Source organism: Plectonema radiosum NIES-515, from assembly GCF_025753815.1.
GTDB classification, from domain to species: domain Bacteria; phylum Cyanobacteriota; class Cyanobacteriia; order Cyanobacteriales; family Nostocaceae; genus Hassallia; species Hassallia radiosum_A.
Window position 1 is genome coordinate 17,160 of record NZ_JAOWRF010000368.1, and the last position, 17,509, is coordinate 34,668.

Here is a 17,509-nt window from a genome sequence, read left to right on the forward strand (position 1 = left end):
AAAAGCTAAAAGTATGTCCCAACCAAACTTTCTAAGCGAAACTGATATAGACACATTAATAAACCTTTTGCTTCGTAGCCAACAATCAAGAACACGAGAAGCACTATGTTTAAGTATTGGAATCGATCCCAAGCGACTTTCATTTCTCAGAGACTCTTCAGATGCTGATTTTTTTCTCCTGTTCATTCAGTATTTAAATGAAATAGGCGATACAGAAGCTCTTTGTCAACTTTGTTGTAAGGAACTATTTCCTATTTTTCATAAAGGAACACATAGTCTGATTTTAAGTGATATTGCAGTCAAACTTAATTGTAACCATCAGTTTAGTCAGAATTCCTCCAATAATAAACAGCCTACTTCTTCAGCATCTAATCCCGCTGCTGAATTCAACGACAATTTATCTAATCAACCGAATGTATCAAAACCGAAATCACTTTTTACGAGAATTGTTTACCACAAAAATAAATTGTTTGCAGTTGCCGCAATTCTTGCATTTGGGTTAATAGGGCATCCAGTTTATGAATCTCTTAAACCCTCACCTCAATTAGTCGAAGATAAGATGCTAACAGAGAAAGCGCGACTAGTTTGGTCTGAGACTGAAGGGAAAATAGGACCCTATAAGGAACATACGGTAATAGTTAAACCTACAAATGTAAACCTTCGTAATTTTAGTGTTGAAGCCCAATTTTATAATCCGTATAATGGTGCAATGGAGAATTGGACTTATGGTTTTGCATTTTGGCCGCAAAATCCAAATAATAATCTTAAGGTTTCATCGTTTGATATCTGGGTTACTTCAAAGGAAAAAGAATGGCGTTTCGGTGGAACTAGTAGATCTTCAAATGGCAAATTATCAAATCTTAATGTTTCCGAGAAAGGCTCAAATAAATTACGTTTAACTGTCAAAGAAAATAAAGCTAAAATTTTTGTTAATGATATATACATTGAAACCTTTGATGTTTCAGACTTTACGAATAAAGGAGATGTGCTTTTAATAATAAAAGACGGTATAAGTGGTAAATCAGTCAAATATGAAAACCTGAAAATTTGGTCTTTAGATAACTGATATACTTAGCGTCCCAGCCCTAAATGTAGCTTCAAAGCAGCATCAACTAATTGCATCAATTCCTCGCTTAAACTACCCAGCACTTCTCCAACAATCCGTTGTTTAGAAATTGTTCGCACCTGTTGCGATCGCACCTTAGAAGGTTTGGGTAAACCACTGTCCTCTGAATTCAGCAAAACCTCGAAGGGATAGACACGGCTGACATTAGACGTGAGTGGTAAAATCGTCACCGTACTAGCAGCATGGTTATTCGCATCATTGCTTACCACCAGCACTCTTCCGCGTTTGTACATTTCAGAGCCTACCACAGGGCTAAGGTTCGCATAGTAAATTTCACCACGCTTCATCTGTCAACCCATCCGCAACCGTCACATCCCAATCTGCATCAACTTCTCTAGAAGCTTCTCGGTAAGCTTCCTCTAGTTCTCGACTCCGCAATAATTCCACCGCTTCCGAAATCACTTGAGAGCGAGATTTGTAACCTGACGCAACTTTGTAATTCTCAACAAACTGCACCAAAGACAGTGGTAAGGAAATTGATAACTTTTCCGAGTGCATCGTATTACCAATTGGTAATCATAAATATTCTTACTAAAAAGTAGCATTATAGATGGCTTTTGTGGCAAAGATAATGATTTCGCGCGATCGCACCAAGCGCTCAATTTAGGATAGTTACTCAAGAATACGTGCCCTCGCCGCAACAAGGATACAATTATTACTTGCATATTCCATACTGTAAGCGATCGCTAATCTCAAAATCACGACAAAAAAGCGATCACCTTCTTCCACCAAGCTATGATTCCTCAACAGCTTGTTAGTTTTAATTAATTCTTCGTTTAAGTTACGCTGACTTTACTAATGTCTTCGCCATTTCCTCACGCAAGGCTTCTAAAAACATAGAATCGTTAGTGATATCAGAGATTTCATCCTCATTTAGGTTTTCTAGCTTGAGACGTTCCTCATATGCATTGATTCGATAGTCCAAAGCCTCAATAATAAACCGGATTGCTTTAGGCGATAGTTCCACAATTAGGTTCCTCTTTAACTAACTTTCTCAAATAATGTATCTACCTGTCGAAGTGCTGCTTTATATTCTTCCATTACCATTGTGTAACGAGGCTCCCAAGACCAGTGGTTGCCATAATCATTCACTAATTCTATTTGGTCTGGAATGATAGTACCCTGATTTAATCTCCACCAGTTTTTTCCTCTTCCTTGAGTTGCAAAGGTCGAGATTCCTCCAGAATTAGCTACCACCACTACCTCGTTATCAGACTCATAGGTTTCAATATCTTGGGGACGGACATTATCCATTCTAGGGAAGTTAGCATTGCCCTGACGGTAGAGAGTGGTCGGAGTTATTCTCATTCCTAATTATCTTTTATTCAATCCAGCCCTAAATGTAGCTTCAGCGCAGCATCAACTAATTGCATCAACTCCTCGCTTAAACTACCCAGCACTTCTCCAGCAATGCGTTGCTTAGAAATTGTTCGCACCTGTTGCGATCGCACCTTAGAAGGTTTGGGTAAACCACTGTCCTCTGAATTCAGCAAAACCTCGAAGGGATAGACACGGCTGACATTAGACGTGAGTGGTAAAATCGTCACCGTACTAGCAGCATGGTTATTCGCATCATTGCTTACCACCAGCACTCTTCCGCGTTTGTACATTTCAGAGCCTACCACAGGGCTAAGGTTCGCATAGTAAATTTCACCACGCTTCATCTGTCAACCCATCCGCAACCGTCACATCCCAATCTGAATCAACTTCTCTAGAAGCGTCTCGGTAAGCTTCCTCTAGTTCTCGACTCCGCAATAATTCCACCGCTTCCGAAATCACTTGAGAGCGAGATTTGTAACCTGACGCAACCTGATAATTCTCAATAAACTTCACCAGGGACTGTGGCAAAGAAATCGATATCTTTTCAACGTGCATAGTATGACTATTTGGTAATCATAAATCTTCTTACTAAATGGTAGCAGTGGAAATAAGTAGGTATTACAAGCTTTTTGGCTGACGTTAAGTTATATTAACGATATATCGCGATATGTCTATAATGAAATTACGAATACATTGAGAGAAAACTTCTATGTTTTTAGGACTTCATAGACATCGGCACTTTTTTGAGTCTGGATGCGACGATATGCCACCCAAAGGACGGCATCATCACCACGGTCGCGGTAAAAGACGAGATTGGGGAGACGAGCGACGGACTCCGCGTGGTGACATTAAATACATTTTGTTGGAGTTACTTGCAGAGGAACCCCGACATGGATACGAATTGATTAAAGAATTAGAAGCGCGTTACGGCGGCTTCTGGAAACCAAGCCCAGGCTCAGTTTACCCCACTCTGCAACTACTTGAGGAAGGGGGTTATCTCACCTTTGAACAGATCGAAGGGAGGAAAGTATATACCATTACTGAGAGTGGGAAAGAATTACTTAGTAAAAGAGGCGATCGCACACCATCGATGGACAGGGGAAACAGACCCCAACAGCTAATCGAATTGAAAGAAGCGATCGGTGATCTCGGTGCAGCAGTAATGCAAGTTGCTCGCAGTAACAATGCCGATAAAGTCACCAGAGTACGCGAAATTCTCAACCGAGTCAAACGCGAAATTTACAGCATCTTAGCAGAAGAGTGAGAAGTTAGGAGTGAGAAGTTAGGAGTGAGAAGTTAGCAGTTAGGAGTTAGGAGTTAGGAGTGAGAAGTTAAGAGTGAGGAGTTATACCATTTCTCTATAAAGATGAAGTTCAAATTAGCCCACCTTGGTGGGCTTTGTTCCTTTGGGAGTGAGAAGTTAAGAGTGAGGAGTTATACCATTTCTCTATAAAGATGAAGTTCAAATTAGCCCACCTTGGTGGGCTTTGTTCCTTTAGCGTAGCGTGCGCTTGGTTCAGGGCAATAAAGCACAACATCATAGAGAATTGGTATAACTCATAACTCATAACTCATAACTCCTAACTCCTAACTCCTACCTCCTAACTCATAACTCCTACCTCCTACCTCCTAACTCCTAACTCCTAACTCCTAACTCCTAACTCCTACCTCCTACCTCCTAACTCCTAACTCCTAACTCCTAACTCCTAACTCTTAAAGTGCTTCGGGGGGAGCAATATCAGATCCGACACTGACACCAGAACTACTAGACCTAAGTCCGGGTGTAGTAGTTTGTTCCATTCGTTGGGATGATTTTGAAGCAGCTGAAGGTGTAACGTCATCTGGAATCACCGCTCTGTCGGCATTTGCTTGCTGAGACATCATAGACAATCCTCCGACTGCTCCAGCAACCAAAGCTGTATACCCGACATATAAATGTACCGGACGTATATTTAATCCCAATCCTGGGGAACTATTTTTCAGCTTAGAACTGATGGGTAAAATTGCTTTTGCGATCTCAGGTGCAGGTAAAGCCGCAATTAAATTTGTGCCATTTAACCCTAAAGCATTTCCCATCACCCGGATAAACCCACGCAGGTAGACATCTTCTGGCAATGACTCAACGTTGCCATTTTCCACAGCTTCCATATGATAGATTGGGATGTGAGTGTAAACCTTAAGTTGCGAGAGAGAAAGACCTTGAGCAAATCGCGCTTGTCGTAATTGTTGACCGATTTTGCGTAGAGTTTCTATGCGTTGTTCAGCCGCAAGTTGCTTGGCTATTTCCGCTTTGTCGGGTTTTTTAGTGCGTTTTAACCAATGCGTTGGTGTTTTAGCGATCGCATTGGCAGAGCTTCTCCCAGAGAAGGGTGCCGTTTGCGAAGGCAAATTTTCTTCATTAGTATTTGTGTTTAATTTAACAGTACTTAAACACTGCGATAAGTCGCTATTTTCTGATTCCGCAGATGGTGAATCAGCAGTATTTATCTGTTGATTATCTGTAACTTTTGGTTCTTGTGTTGCAAATTGCTGAAATGATAAAGCGATCGCTTCTCTGCTAATAGCTTTAAACAACACCTTAGCTTCTTCAGATGAAGAACCTAGCAAATTTTGTAACGTAGCCAAAGCATTGCGATAAACTTTGCTGCGGTGCAATTTCGCTTCTATTTGACCTAGAAGCGATCGCAAATCATCTTGAGAAATTTGAATAGAAGAATTTCCGGGAATTGTTAATAAATATACAGGTGTGGTAGTCATATTTTAAGCCTCTGCCAATCGCTCAAAAAGTAGTTTTACATGTGTAATTTCTTCGATGCTTTCATACCCAATCCGGACGGTTAAGTATCAATTTTCTCCCGTTATCAACAACTTTGTAAAGATTTTTGCTATGCGCGTGATTTCTTTAGTCTTTTAAAGCCTTATGCCTTAAAGAAAAAAGTTTTCTCTCCGTATTGAGCCAGTCACGAAAAACAGCAGATGCATAGACTAAATATTGCATCTAAGTACGAAAGTATTTATTGAAAAATACCGTAAATATTATTACTTAAATCTCAGTACGACGATGGACTGTTAATTCTCAATCATGATTTTTTCTAAGTAAGTTTTTTAAATTAAGGTTAAATATGTATCTATCTAAAGATAGAGATGATTGATTATTGTAGATAGTTAACCCTTGGTTGCACCCTGAGAGTGTTTTTCTATCTACATTACAAGGCTTGAAAAATGCGGTTTAATGAAACTTAATAGCTATTAAACAATGAAGGTGAATGGGGCATTGGACATTGGACATTGGTAACAATTGTTTTCCTTTCTCCCTTTCCCTTTTCCCGTTTCCCCCTCTTATTTAAGAGCTTGCACTTTTTCGACAAAAGACTGCACCCATTGCAGATATTGCAACGGGGCAACATCTGCTGTGTTGTGATGTTCTGCACCGGGAATTAAAATTAATTTTTTTGGTTCTGGTGCAGCAGCATACAGATTTTCACTTCCTAAAGCGGGTATAGTTGAATCGGCAGTGCCGTGAATGAATAAAACTGGCATTTTCAAGCGTGGTACTTTTTTAATCGATTCAAACCGCTGTGTCAGAATTAAATTGACGGGAAACATGGAAAACATGTTCCTGGCAGTTACTAACTCCTGAATCGAGGTAAAAGAGCTTTCCACAATCAAACCGGCAGCGTCTGGGTGTTTAACTGCCAAATCGACGGCTATTGCTCCTCCTAGAGAATGTCCATAGATATAAATTTCTTTTTGGGGAATCTGTCGTTGCTGCACGAGGTAATTCCAAGCTGTAGCAGCATCTTGATAAACCCGCATTTCGTTGGGAAAACTGCCTTGACTGCGACCATAACCGCGATAATCAATCAGCAAGACCGAAAATCCTAGTTGATGAAATCGTTTCGCATGAGCTACATTGGCTCCAATATTGATACCGTTACCGTGCAAATACAACAACACCTTGGGGTTGAGTTGATTTGCTTTTATCCACCAACCGTGGATGTGTTCCACCTTACCAAATGTGGTTGGTACGGGTAGCCAAACTTCCTCGTAAGGAAGCCCAAAAGATTCTGGTGTCTTTTCGATCGCAGAAGAGGGAAAGAAAATGAACCGAGTTTGCTGAAAATAAAGATATAAACAAATAGTACAGTAGGCGATCGCCGCAACTACTCCCAGCCAAAATAGTAATTTGAATAACATTTGTATTATAAGTTTCCGTTTTTTTCTGATCGTGTACGCTATTTTATATTTTGAAAGGTATTTATAAATACAATAGTCATTGTTGAACTGGATGGATCAATATGTTAGAATTATGATTTTATTATCTTGGCAAGTATTATTCATCAGTTTAGCAAATTAGTCCCCTTTTATACATTGATTTAAGTAGTTTATCTCTTTAATAATAATGAGTGGATATCAGGAGAAGGCTGTGACACTTTTCAATGAGCCTCAACAAGAGCAACTCAAGGAAATAGGTGCATATTTAGGGCAAGTTCGACAAGAAAAATCTATACGTATAGAAGAAATAGCTGCTAAAACTTTGATTCGACAACCTTTTTTAGAAGCTTTAGAAGAAGGACGATTTGAAGATTTGCCTGAGCCTATTTATGTGCAAGGATTTATTCGTCGCTATGGAGATATTTTAGGGTTAGATGGTACTTCTTTAGCACGCTCTTTTGCGATTAATTTTTTTCTTTTTGACTCGGAAAATGATCGTAACAATCTAGAGAAAAAACCAAATCTATATATACCTCTGGCAGTACCTTATATCCTTTTATTAGCAGTTGCTTCTTTTGGATTGTTTTATATACTCAATCCACGTCGTCCAACTCAAGGAGTTAGTCAGAAACAAAACTCCTCAATCGTAGCTAAACAAAAAACAGCACCTATCCCGAAAAAAGCCAACCCAACAACATTACCTTCACCGACAGCCAAATTTACACCAACTTCCACACCATCTCCAAGCGCTGACGCAAATTCAACAGTTGAAGTAACCTTAGAACTTCAAGACAAATCATGGTTACAAGTAAAAGAGGATGGTAAGACTACATTTGAGGGAAATTTAGAAAAGGGACAGCGAAAAACCTGGACAGCAAAAAAACAGTTAACTATACGCTCTGGTAATGCAGGTGCTGTATTAGTAACTGCGAATAAAAAACAACCCAAAATTTTAGGAAATGTTGGGACTATCAAGGAAGTTACTTTTACCCCAGAAGTTAAAAGTCAAGATTCAGGAGGTGCGGAGGCACGGTAGAGACGTTCCACACCGAACGTCTTTACGGGTGTTAAAAGTCAAAAGTCAATAGTTTAAAACCTAGAACCCATGCTTAATAACTAACTTAATGTAGGCTTATTTAAATGCCAACTAGTTGATTGCTCGTAAGCATAAGCTACTTGAAATAGTTGGTCTTCTCGCAGCACATTGCTAATTAGCTGTAATCCAATTGGTAAACCATTGTTATCGAAACCACAGGGCACACTTAAACCTGGTAAACCAGCAAGATTTACGGGAATGGTCATCAAGTCAACTAAGTACATGCTTAAGGGATCGGTAGTTTTTTCGCCGGCTTTGAAAGCTGTACTGGGAGCAGTAGGACACACTAACACATCAAATTGCTGAAAAGCGTTTTCAAAATCTTCTTTAATCAGGGTGCGGACTTTTTGCGCTTTCAGATAAAAAGCATCATAATAGCCAGCAGAAAGGGCATAAGTGCCAATCATAATTCGGCGTTTCACCTCAGCACCAAAACCAGTGGCACGAGTACGAGTGTACATCGACAGCAGATTGTCGGCATCTGGAGCGCGTAAACCGTATTTAACACCATCGTAACGAGCTAGGTTTGCTGAGGCTTCACATGGGGCGATGATGTAGTAGCTAGGTAAGCCGTAGCGGAACCGAGGACAGGAAACTACATCAATTTCGGCTCCTAAATGTTGTAGTTGCTCGATCGCTTTATTCACAGCTTCTTCAACTTGTGAATCTAAGCCTTCGCCAAAAGTTTCTTTAATGATACCAATTCTCAGCTTATCTCTGAGTTTGAGGTCTGGTTTTAAGCTGGCAGCGTAGTTGGGGATTTCAACTTTCAGACTGGTGGAATCTTTAGGATCGTGACCTGCGATCGCCTGCAATAATATTGCCGTATCTTCAACGCTGCGTCCAAATGGTCCAATTTGATCCAAAGATGAAGCGAAAGCCACTAACCCGTAACGCGAAACCAGTCCATAAGTTGGTTTCATCCCGACAACACCGCAAAAAGATGCAGGTTGACGAATCGAACCACCAGTATCAGAACCGATAGAAACTACACATTCTTCCGCTGCTACTGCTGCGGCAGAACCTCCAGAAGAACCACCAGGAACCCTCGACAAATCCCAAGGATTAGCGGTGAGATGATAAGCGGAGGTTTCTGTAGAACCCCCCATTGCAAATTCATCCAAATTGGTTTTGCCCACCATCACCGCATCTGCATCCGCTAGTTTTTGCGTCACAGTTGATTCATATGGTGGCACAAAATTTTCTAGAATCCGGGAGGCACAAGTGGTGGGAATACCCTTGGTACACATATTGTCTTTAATGCCTATAGGAATCCCCGCCAGCATCCCTATTTCCTGTCCGGCGGCAATTTTGGCATCCACTTCCCGCGCTTGCAACAGCGCTCTTTCTGCGGTCACGCATAAGAAACTGTGCAATTTTGGCTCTAACGCTTGAATTCGGTCTAAAGCCTCTTGGGTAATTTCAACGGCAGAGCGTTCTTTTTTAATTAGCTGTGTGTGCAACTCGCGGATCGATGCCATGCATTGCTTCCTTTGTGACTCAAATCTCAAATTTTAGTACAGTTTGATAATTATTGGTACTGGTGACTGGGGAAGAAGAGATTTTTTACCTAACCCATAACTTGTGTTAAAACATACACATAAAATACTTATTGACTTATATTCTATAAATTACAGGACTTAGGAGATCAATTAAAGCTAAATTCCAAATTGGAGGAGTGAGCAACGTGTCCGTTCGCTTCAGAGGCACTCCTTGTAAGGGTTTAATAACCTTGATTTTAAGTTTCATATTTGAATTCAGCAATGCCATATTTAGTGCTAATATTTATTACTAAATTCTAAAATATGTTGGGCGGTAATTTGCGGCTTTTCTAAGTGAGGAACATGACCACAATCTGAAATCCAGATGAGTTTACTAGGTGGAATTGCCTTGTGAAATTTATCGGCATCCACAGTGCCTAAAATCTGATCAAAATCACCCCATAAAATCAGCGTAGGTTGTTTAATTTGTGATAATTGATTAAGTTGAAAACCACTGTACCCACCACTTTTAGTAAAAGCAATCAAAGCTAAATGCCAACTAGGCATTTCTAAATGTAAAGCTGCACAAATTTGAGCATCACTTGAAGCGAGACTTTTGTTTTTGTAAGCAGCGCGAGAAATGCTTTTGCGTATCTTTGGGTTGCGTAAAAACTGAGTTGCCAAATAATCCAATGGGGGAAACATCAACTTACTTAACGGTGAACCACCCGTTAAACCAGCACTATCAATTAACACTAGCTTTTGTACCACTTCCGGGTAAGTCAGAGTGAAATCAATCGCTGCTGCACCCCCCATCGAAGCACCCACCAAAATTACAGGTTGATTAATTAGGGTTTTCCAGAAAGAATAAAGATGAGTTTTAATTGCAGTGGGGCTAAATTGTATTTGAGAAACTCTATCTGTAAACCCAAAACCCAACAAATCTACAGCATAAGTGTCATTATTTTCTGCTAATAATGGTAAAAGGCGACGAAATTCTAACAAAGAACTATCAAAACCGTGAATTAATAAAATCGGCGTTCCACCACTTCCTTTCTGTACATAAGTTGTGGTAATAGGTTGTGTACTGAGGGGAGTACTTATCGCTATCTGCTCAATACTTTGAGCCAGTGCGATCGCATCAGCTTCTCTTAATTGCCCAACTGCCGCTGGAAGAAAACTAGCAAACATAATTTTTAGCTTACCTTGTATAAGTAAAAATAGAAATTCTATCCCGATAACTACAGCAGCCTATCGCCAATATCGAATACACGTAGAGACTATTCTGTGCTACGTCTCTACAAAGAGACGGATTTTATATATGTACGAACTTAGGAGTGAAATCTGCTGTATGTTGTCAAGATATTTGATCGCAATCCTAAATAAAAGCGTTAAATTAGCTACCTCTATTTCTCTCTTCCTCTGCGTTTTCTGCGTTTTCTGCGGTTCGTTTAAAAAATTATCACAACTCATCTACTATTACTATATATGAATCAATGGATACTCAGCCCTAACGAAGCCAAACAATTAATATCCCAAAGTGCAACAATTCTAGATACTCGCAACAAAATAGCATGGTTTTTTGGACATATACCGGGTGCTATTAACATCACCTGGCAAGAATTTTCCCAAGCACAAAAACCTCATCAAGGCAACCTCCTCAAAGACGAAAAACTTCTCCAACAAAAACTACGTGAATTAGGAATCTTCAACTTCAAACCTGTAATTGTCATTGGCAATCCCGCTCATAACTTTGGTGAAGAAGGGCGTATAGTTTGGATGTTACGCACCTTAGGACATAACAACGCAGCGTTCGTTGATGGCGGATATAATGCACTTGTAAAAGCAGGTATTAAAACTACTTTCAAAGTAAATAAACCTCAACAAATTGGAGATTTTGTGGTCAATCGCACCGCATTATGGGAAATTCAGCGCGATGAACTTAAAGCGAATCTAGCCGAAAATAAATTAATAGTAATTGATACTCGCGAAAAGCGAGAATATAATGGGGCAACTCCTTACGGTGAAAAGCGCGGAGGACATATTCCTGGTGCAGTGCATTTCTACTTCAAAGATTTAATAGATAATAAGGGAAACTTACTTCCGCCTGAAGAAATTATCGCCAAACTACAAACAATAGGAATTAAACATAATACTCCCATTGTTAGTTATTGTACAGGTGGCATTCGTTCGGCTTTTTTTGTCAGCGTTCTAGCAAATTTAGGCTTTACTAATGTGAAAAACTATGCTGGTTCAATGTGGGAATGGTCAGCCGAAGAGTGCAAAGACCTATCCACTTAAGTTAAGTAAAACTCCTAGTCAGGGCTAAAACGCTTACTACACCCAAACGAACTGAGCGAATTATTCAGATGCTGAGGTAACAACGTCGTACAATTAATAACGCCCATCCCTTGACTTAGGAGTTGATGCCATGCCAATGGCGGTTGGAGTAATTGAAACTTTAGGTTTTCCAGCTGTGTTAGCAGCAGCAGATGCAATGGTGAAAGCTGCCGGAGTCACGCTCGTATACTACGGTCTCGCGGAAAGCGCTCGCTTCGTAGTCGCAGTCAGGGGACACGTAGCTGAGGTGAAAACAGCAGTTGCAGCCGGAATCGCTGCTGGAGAGGAAGCTTACGGTGGTGAGGTAATCACCCACTATATCGTTCCCAACCCTCCGGAAAATGTGGAAAGCATTTTGCCCATCCACTTCACCGAAAAATCAGAACCATTTCGTATGTTCTAACCAAGTTCGCGATCAAAATCTGTAGCGAACATTCGTGCAATTATTGAATAGCGCCACATAAGTTTACTTATACAGGAGATCAATTATGTCATCATCACAGGCAGTTGGAGCATTGGAAACTAAAGGTTTTCCTGCTGTGCTAGCAGCAGCAGACGCAATGGTAAAAGCCGGTCGAGTCACCCTCGTCGGTTATATCAGAGTTGGTAGCGCTCGTTTTACAGTCAATATTCGCGGAGATGTTTCGGAAGTAAAAGCCGCTATGGCTGCTGGTGTTGATGCGGTCGAAAATGTTTATGGTGGTACTTTGGAATCTTGGGTGATTATTGCTCGTCCACATGAAAACGTTGAAGCTGTTTTGCCCATAGGCTACACAGAGCAAGTCCAAGAGTATCGCGAATCTGTTGAAAATCCGATTGTTGGTGCTAGGAGATTGACTTAAAGTTAATTGTTAGTTGATGGTAGTTAGTTGATGGTTGATGGTAGTTAGTTGATGGTTGTTAGTTGATGGTTGATAATTCATAGTTGATGGTTGGTTGTTTTACTAACTAACTCCAAACTCCAAACTCCAAACTCAAAACTCCAAACTCAAAACTCAAAACTCAAAACTCCCAACTCCCAACTCCTAACTCCAAACTCCAAACTCCAAACTCCAAACTCCTAACTCCTAACTCCAAACTCCTAACTCCTAACTAATCTATGTCCCGCGTCTCGATTATCATCCCCACTTTGAATGAGGCAAAGTGTCTGGGACGTACCTTGCGTCATCTCAGTCTACTGGAACCCCCAGCTTGGGAGGTGCTGGTTGTGGATGGTGGTAGTTCTGACGAAACGATCGCCATTGCCAAAACCGCAGGTGTACAAGTAATTTCTGCCAACCAATGCGGACGCGCTGCCCAATCAAATCAAGGTGCTTTATTCGCAACCGGGGAAATTCTCTGCTTTTTGCACGCAGATACTTTGGTAAGCGACGACTTGGTAACAGTCATTGAGCAGACACTAGCAGACAAAACTGTTGTTGCTGGGGGTTTTATTTCCCTGATGGCAGGTGAAAAAACAACGCGCTGGGGAGTTTCACTGCACAACTGGCTGAAAACTTACTATGCACCGTTGCTTTTTCGCCCACATTTGTTTTTTCAAGGATTGCGCTTATTGTTTGGCGATCAAGTAATTTTCGCACGTCGCGCTGATTTCTGGGAATGTGGGGGTTTTGATAGCAACCTCCCAATTATGGAAGAAGCCGACTTGTGCCTAAAAATAGTACGACGGGGAAGAATTCGCTTAGTAAATCGCATCGTCCAAAGTAGCGATCGCCGTGTCGCAAAATGGGGCTTCTTCAAAGCCACCGCAATATATCTTTACATCGGCTTTCTTTGGGGTGTTGGTGTCTCACCACAATACCTGAAGCAATTTTATCAAGACATTCGGTGAAATACTTAGTTATTCTCCAAGTAAATAGTACTCTTATAGTTCAGAATAATTACTAGTGCAAAAGGTAACATGTTTCTGACCTCTGTTGAATATACCAGAGGTCAGAAACTTATATGAGTTAAATAGCGTCTGATTTAAGGATGATAATATTTATTTTTAGAAAAATCTTTTGTTGGTCTGCTTGTCCAACCTTTTGAAAGCATCGATTCTGGGCAATAAAAACAAACAAATTTACAAAACTTAAAAATTATACCCAAGTGAGGAAAATAGCTAAAAGGGATTGATTTACGGTGATAGCAAACAAAAAGCAAAAATAGCAATGCGGAAAATACTGCATAACTTGAGTGATTCCAAACCTAAATAATAGAGGAAGTCGAAACAACGGCTTCGAGTGAATAATCACGCTCGATGTCCACCAAAGACATCATTCAATCAAGGGCAACTGCCAGTTAAAAATTTGAGTGGAATAAATGGGGGTTGTGATGCAAACTTTAAAACAGGGTTTCGAGGAGCGCAATCTCGCTATGGCTTCAGAAGCAGAAAAAATGACGCTCTATTGGCAGCAACGTTTGGCAGCAGAGTGTCCAGAACAAAGTGAAGCAAATAGAGAAAGTATTATTTTTTGGCTTTTGGGAAGCGACTTACAACGGTTTGACTTACTTAATCCTAAAGAGTTAGATATCAGAAAACAAGCGATGGAATATCGCTATCGGATTTTATGCCAGCGCTACTTAGGAATGGCAAGAGAACGTGCTTATCGCAATTTAATCACTCGGCTAGGGAGTTTAGTAACATTACGCAATAAAATCCAAGTCTGGATTTCTCTGAGTCGCGATCGCAAACGCACTGTCGTGGACGTATTGCAAGAAGTACTCCAAGAATTACTGCAAAGCGATAACTACATGCAGCAGCAAATGGCTTGCATCGCGAAGTTGACAAAGGATTCCAGACTACATAATTCTTTGCTGTTTGCCAGCATGGAAGAATATTGCTTGCGACCAGTACGCAATCAACCGTTATTAGTTTACCGTTTTGTAAATTACTTGCGACGCACCCAACGCGGGGGCTTAACTCAAGTGCCCGGTAGTGATTTAATTAGACTAGTTTCCGAAGAAATTCTCACAGACGATAACGAGAACCGCGTTAACTTAGCCGATAATCAAGCGATCGCCGAATATCTTGAAGCACAACAACTAGAAGAACAGCAAGTACTGCGTCATGCAGTCAAGCAAGAATTTGAAACTTATCTCCAAGAAAATCTAGGGCAAGATGCAGTGGAGTGGTTGCGACTGTATCTCCAAGGCAAATCCCAAGACGAAATCGCTAAAAAACTAAACAAGCCAATTAAGGAAGTTTACCGCTTGCGGGAGAAAATTAGCTACCATGCCGTGCGCGTCTTTGCCGTCAAAGGCAAACCGGAACTAGTAGATAACTGGCTAGAAATTTCTCTAGACGAACACAATTTGGGATTAACACCGCGTCAATGGCAGGAATTACAGTCAAAATTGACTTTAATTGAGCAGCAGGTCTTGTCTCTTAGAAAACTAGGCAAATCCATCGAAGAAATCGCTCTAGAGTTAAAACTCAAAACTCATCAGGTAATGGGCGAATGGAGTAAAATCTATCTCGCGGCTCAAAATTTCAGAGTTCAGGAGTAACCAAATATTTGCCCTTGGTGCTGTGCAGTCAAGAAAGCGCTTTGAGGGCACCACACGCAAACACCCCTATATAACTATCAATTTTAGATGACAGTTTCCAACCCCAATCCACAACCCCAAATAAACTTTCTATATATTTGTACTAAACTTAACTTTTATCACCGGAAAAACTAAGTTTATTCACTACCAAATAATTTAGAGGCAGAATACGATATAAGGAAACATCAAGCAATCAAACCTATGTTGTCTTCACAAGGCAAACCAAGTGATAGGGAAACAATTGGTAATCAACCGTTAACCGCTACTCCTTCGGAGTTTTTCGGCGAACAGAAGCAAATATTTGAGATGATAGAGCGTATTTTGTCCTTTGAAGCTTGCTTGTATCATCAAATTTTGCCCTTTACTATAGAAGACAACAAATTATTACTGGGCATGGTTAATTTAGAAGATACTGTGGCACTAAATTACGCTAGTAAGATTTTGTCTTATATTAATTGCACAATGGTGACTGTAGCGATCGCTGCCGACACCCACCGGAATATCCTCTCAGCCTACCTCAACTACAAAAATACATCCCAGCCAGTAGCCAACCTTACCCAAGCTCATAGCGCAGCTACCATTGCCGATTCGGTTGCGGGGGAGCCAGAGACATCTATTTTAGCTGAGACAAAAAAAAGCGAAAATTTTTTTCAACAAGCATATTCTCCTTCTCTGCGAGACCCTGATAAGTTGTCTAAAGCGACCATCCTCTTTACCAGCGCAGACAAAAAGACACAGGAAAGTACCTCCGAAGAGCGATCGCCACAAAGTTTACCTGTATTACTCATACCAGTTGCCGATCTATTACTGCCTGTTGAACAGCTAGCAACACTGCAACCCAAGAAATTACTAGCAGAATTACTAGGTCGAGTTCTCGCAGGGGGAATTGGTCGTTTGTATTTGGAAAGACAACCTTACGAAGGCAGGATACTCTGGAGTGATAATGGAGTCTTGCAATCCGTCTTAGAAAAACTTCCTCTCTCTGTTTTTCAGGGAGTACTTAATGAATTGAAGCGACTAACAAACCTGCCTGTAACTACATTTGCAGAAGCAAAACAGGTAGAGAAAGAATGTTTATATCAAGAAAACCGTTTATTATTACGCTTGCGAGTCATGCCGGGAATGTACGGTGAAGAAGCGACACTACAAGTACTCCGGGGAGCTGCCTTAAAATTCCATCAACAACAACAGTTGACACGTCTCAGCCGCGATGCTGTAGGAATTTCCCAACAACTCAGTTACAAATTACACGAACTGCAACAACGGTTAGTCGTGAATCGCAACACCAACCCCGGACAATTAGAAGCTTTTACGGCACTGAATAAACTGTTGGATGATTTAGATAATCAAATCAAAATACTTACAGATGCCTGACCACCGATAAATAACAAATAAAAATCTGTCAGTAAAACCGCTGATTTCGCTGTGATAGTTATTGTGTTGTAATGGAACCCTAGACCGATCAACCGAAGAGGTTGCGGTTGAATATCAAGAAAATTTTGATACCGTATTCTACTAAAGATTACGGCTTTTAAAACGTATAGTAATAAATCTAATTTTCCGCTCTTAAATCCATTTTTTGCAGATATTTCATGCAGACTGAGGTTTTTAGTGAAACTTTCCCCCTAATGAGTACAGCCAATCCACAAACTTTGGAATGGTTGCTCAATGTTGCAATTGACCACGAATACCCAGCGGGGCGAGCCGTTTTAATGGAAGATGCTTGGGGAAACGCTGTTTACTTCATAGTTTCTGGTTGGGTCAAAGTGCGACGGACACGGAGCGAAGATTCTGTTGCTTTGGCAATTTTAGGACAGGGTGATTTTTTCGGCGAAATGGCAATTTTGGATGAGTCTCCTCGCTCAACCGATGTGATTGCTCTTTCGCCTGTAAAATTATTGAGCATCTCTAGAGAGCGCTTTATTCAAATATTGTTTAAAGACCCGCAGTTGCATCATAGAATGCTGCAATTGATGGTGCGGCGATTGCGGCAAGTTAATATACGCTCTTCAATGCGGTCTTCACCACCAGCAGTTAAACTCGCTCAAACTCTAGTTAGTTTGGGCGAAAGTTATGGTCAGGAATCAGAAAAAGGAAAGGAAATTTTTAATATTCCTTACAAAGATTTAGCAGAAGTTACAGAAATTGGTGTGGAAGAAACCACCAAAATCATGTCCAAGCTTGATGAAAAAGGTTGGATCAAAATTGACAACGCTAATCAGGTAGTTTATCTAGTTAATTTCAAACAGTTGATGAATTTGGCTGGCAAAGTTTAATTAGTTAGGGTTCACCAAGTAACGCACCCTACGCTATAGGTGGTTTTCTAGCGGAAAGTGAGTAGTTGTGAGTTCTGAACTGTGAGTTATAAGTTATAAGTTAAATTTAACTCTAAATTCCTAGCTC

General features: G+C 40.6%; 20 protein-coding genes. 10 read left to right on the plus strand and 10 right to left on the minus strand.

Annotated elements, in window-relative coordinates; genetic code table 11:
• Nucleotides 1-13: 13 nt before the first annotated feature.
• A complete protein-coding gene (locus OGM63_RS25785; protein ID WP_263748558.1) occupies nucleotides 14-1,066 on the plus strand; it encodes a hypothetical protein in 1,053 nt (350 codons plus the stop codon).
• A gap of 5 nt (nucleotides 1,067-1,071) precedes the next feature.
• On the opposite strand, the gene OGM63_RS25790 is transcribed toward OGM63_RS25785, so the two are convergent.
• From OGM63_RS25790 to OGM63_RS25815, 6 genes are all read right to left on the minus strand, one after another.
• Nucleotides 1,072-1,413, minus strand: a complete 342-nt coding sequence (locus OGM63_RS25790) for a type II toxin-antitoxin system PemK/MazF family toxin (protein ID WP_263748559.1) — start codon at nucleotides 1,411-1,413, stop codon at nucleotides 1,072-1,074.
• Nucleotides 1,400-1,624 (minus strand): ribbon-helix-helix domain-containing protein, encoded by a 225-nt coding sequence (locus OGM63_RS25795; protein ID WP_263748560.1) that lies wholly within the window; start codon nucleotides 1,622-1,624, stop codon nucleotides 1,400-1,402. Before OGM63_RS25795 ends, OGM63_RS25790 begins: the two co-directional genes overlap by 14 nt.
• 283 nt (nucleotides 1,625-1,907) lie before the next feature.
• Nucleotides 1,908-2,093, minus strand: coding sequence for a hypothetical protein (locus OGM63_RS25800; RefSeq protein WP_263748561.1), 186 nt, complete (start codon nucleotides 2,091-2,093; stop codon nucleotides 1,908-1,910).
• A gap of 14 nt (nucleotides 2,094-2,107) precedes the next feature.
• Nucleotides 2,108-2,434, minus strand: a complete 327-nt coding sequence (locus OGM63_RS25805; RefSeq protein WP_263748562.1) for a Tse2 family ADP-ribosyltransferase toxin — start codon at nucleotides 2,432-2,434, stop codon at nucleotides 2,108-2,110.
• A gap of 17 nt (nucleotides 2,435-2,451) precedes the next feature.
• The gene (locus OGM63_RS25810) at nucleotides 2,452-2,790 is read right to left on the minus strand and encodes a type II toxin-antitoxin system PemK/MazF family toxin (protein WP_263748563.1); all 339 of its coding nucleotides are present in this window, start codon (nucleotides 2,788-2,790) and stop codon (nucleotides 2,452-2,454) included.
• Nucleotides 2,777-3,001, minus strand: a complete 225-nt coding sequence (locus tag OGM63_RS25815) for a ribbon-helix-helix domain-containing protein (RefSeq protein WP_263748564.1) — start codon at nucleotides 2,999-3,001, stop codon at nucleotides 2,777-2,779. Before OGM63_RS25815 ends, OGM63_RS25810 begins: the two co-directional genes overlap by 14 nt.
• A 154-nt stretch (nucleotides 3,002-3,155) precedes the next feature.
• On the opposite strand from OGM63_RS25815, the gene OGM63_RS25820 reads away from it, so the two are divergent.
• A complete protein-coding gene (locus OGM63_RS25820; RefSeq protein ID WP_263748565.1) occupies nucleotides 3,156-3,710 on the plus strand; it encodes a PadR family transcriptional regulator in 555 nt (184 codons plus the stop codon).
• Between the two features lie 449 nt (nucleotides 3,711-4,159).
• Here the strand turns inward: OGM63_RS25820 and OGM63_RS25825 are convergent, their stop codons facing one another.
• Together OGM63_RS25825 and OGM63_RS25830 are read right to left on the minus strand one after the other, a co-directional pair.
• Nucleotides 4,160-5,203, minus strand: coding sequence for a helix-turn-helix domain-containing protein (locus OGM63_RS25825; protein ID WP_263748566.1), 1,044 nt, complete (start codon nucleotides 5,201-5,203; stop codon nucleotides 4,160-4,162).
• A gap of 582 nt (nucleotides 5,204-5,785) precedes the next feature.
• Entirely contained in the window at nucleotides 5,786-6,643 is an 858-nt protein-coding gene (locus OGM63_RS25830) for an alpha/beta hydrolase (RefSeq protein ID WP_263748567.1), read from the minus strand.
• Between the two features lie 229 nt (nucleotides 6,644-6,872).
• Between OGM63_RS25830 and OGM63_RS25835 the strand changes: the two genes are divergently transcribed.
• Nucleotides 6,873-7,697 carry a helix-turn-helix domain-containing protein gene (locus OGM63_RS25835; protein ID WP_263748568.1) on the plus strand — a complete coding sequence of 275 codons (825 nt, stop codon included), beginning with the start codon at nucleotides 6,873-6,875 and terminating at the stop codon, nucleotides 7,695-7,697.
• A gap of 80 nt (nucleotides 7,698-7,777) precedes the next feature.
• Here OGM63_RS25835 and gatA read toward each other — a convergent pair whose 3' ends face one another.
• Together gatA and OGM63_RS25845 are read right to left on the minus strand one after the other, a co-directional pair.
• Nucleotides 7,778-9,238 carry an Asp-tRNA(Asn)/Glu-tRNA(Gln) amidotransferase subunit GatA gene (gene gatA, locus OGM63_RS25840; RefSeq protein WP_263748569.1) on the minus strand — a complete coding sequence of 487 codons (1,461 nt, stop codon included), beginning with the start codon at nucleotides 9,236-9,238 and terminating at the stop codon, nucleotides 7,778-7,780.
• Nucleotides 9,239-9,535: 297 nt separating this feature from the next.
• Nucleotides 9,536-10,429, minus strand: a complete 894-nt coding sequence (locus OGM63_RS25845) for an alpha/beta fold hydrolase (protein ID WP_263748570.1) — start codon at nucleotides 10,427-10,429, stop codon at nucleotides 9,536-9,538.
• 297 nt (nucleotides 10,430-10,726) lie between these two features.
• On the opposite strand from OGM63_RS25845, the gene OGM63_RS25850 reads away from it, so the two are divergent.
• From OGM63_RS25850 to OGM63_RS25880, 7 genes are all read left to right on the plus strand, one after another.
• On the plus strand, nucleotides 10,727-11,539 hold the full coding sequence (locus OGM63_RS25850; RefSeq protein ID WP_263748571.1) for a sulfurtransferase: 813 nt from the start codon (nucleotides 10,727-10,729) through the stop codon (nucleotides 11,537-11,539).
• Nucleotides 11,540-11,669: 130 nt separating this feature from the next.
• Nucleotides 11,670-11,981, plus strand: a complete 312-nt coding sequence (locus OGM63_RS25855; RefSeq protein ID WP_263748572.1) for a BMC domain-containing protein — start codon at nucleotides 11,670-11,672, stop codon at nucleotides 11,979-11,981.
• Between the two features lie 85 nt (nucleotides 11,982-12,066).
• Nucleotides 12,067-12,420 (plus strand): carbon dioxide-concentrating mechanism protein CcmK, encoded by a 354-nt coding sequence (locus tag OGM63_RS25860; protein ID WP_263748573.1) that lies wholly within the window; start codon nucleotides 12,067-12,069, stop codon nucleotides 12,418-12,420.
• A 257-nt stretch (nucleotides 12,421-12,677) separates the two neighbouring features.
• Nucleotides 12,678-13,409: a TIGR04283 family arsenosugar biosynthesis glycosyltransferase gene (locus OGM63_RS25865; protein WP_263748574.1), complete on the plus strand. Its 732-nt coding sequence runs from the start codon at nucleotides 12,678-12,680 to the stop codon at nucleotides 13,407-13,409.
• A gap of 482 nt (nucleotides 13,410-13,891) precedes the next feature.
• Complete coding sequence (locus OGM63_RS25870; protein ID WP_263748575.1) at nucleotides 13,892-15,067, plus strand: HetZ-related protein 2; 1,176 nt, start codon at nucleotides 13,892-13,894, stop codon at nucleotides 15,065-15,067.
• A 240-nt stretch (nucleotides 15,068-15,307) separates the two neighbouring features.
• A complete protein-coding gene (locus OGM63_RS25875; protein WP_263748576.1) occupies nucleotides 15,308-16,480 on the plus strand; it encodes a hypothetical protein in 1,173 nt (390 codons plus the stop codon).
• Nucleotides 16,481-16,698: 218 nt separating this feature from the next.
• Nucleotides 16,699-17,382 (plus strand): Crp/Fnr family transcriptional regulator, encoded by a 684-nt coding sequence (locus OGM63_RS25880; RefSeq protein ID WP_263748577.1) that lies wholly within the window; start codon nucleotides 16,699-16,701, stop codon nucleotides 17,380-17,382.
• The last annotated feature ends 127 nt before the right edge of the window (nucleotides 17,383-17,509 follow it).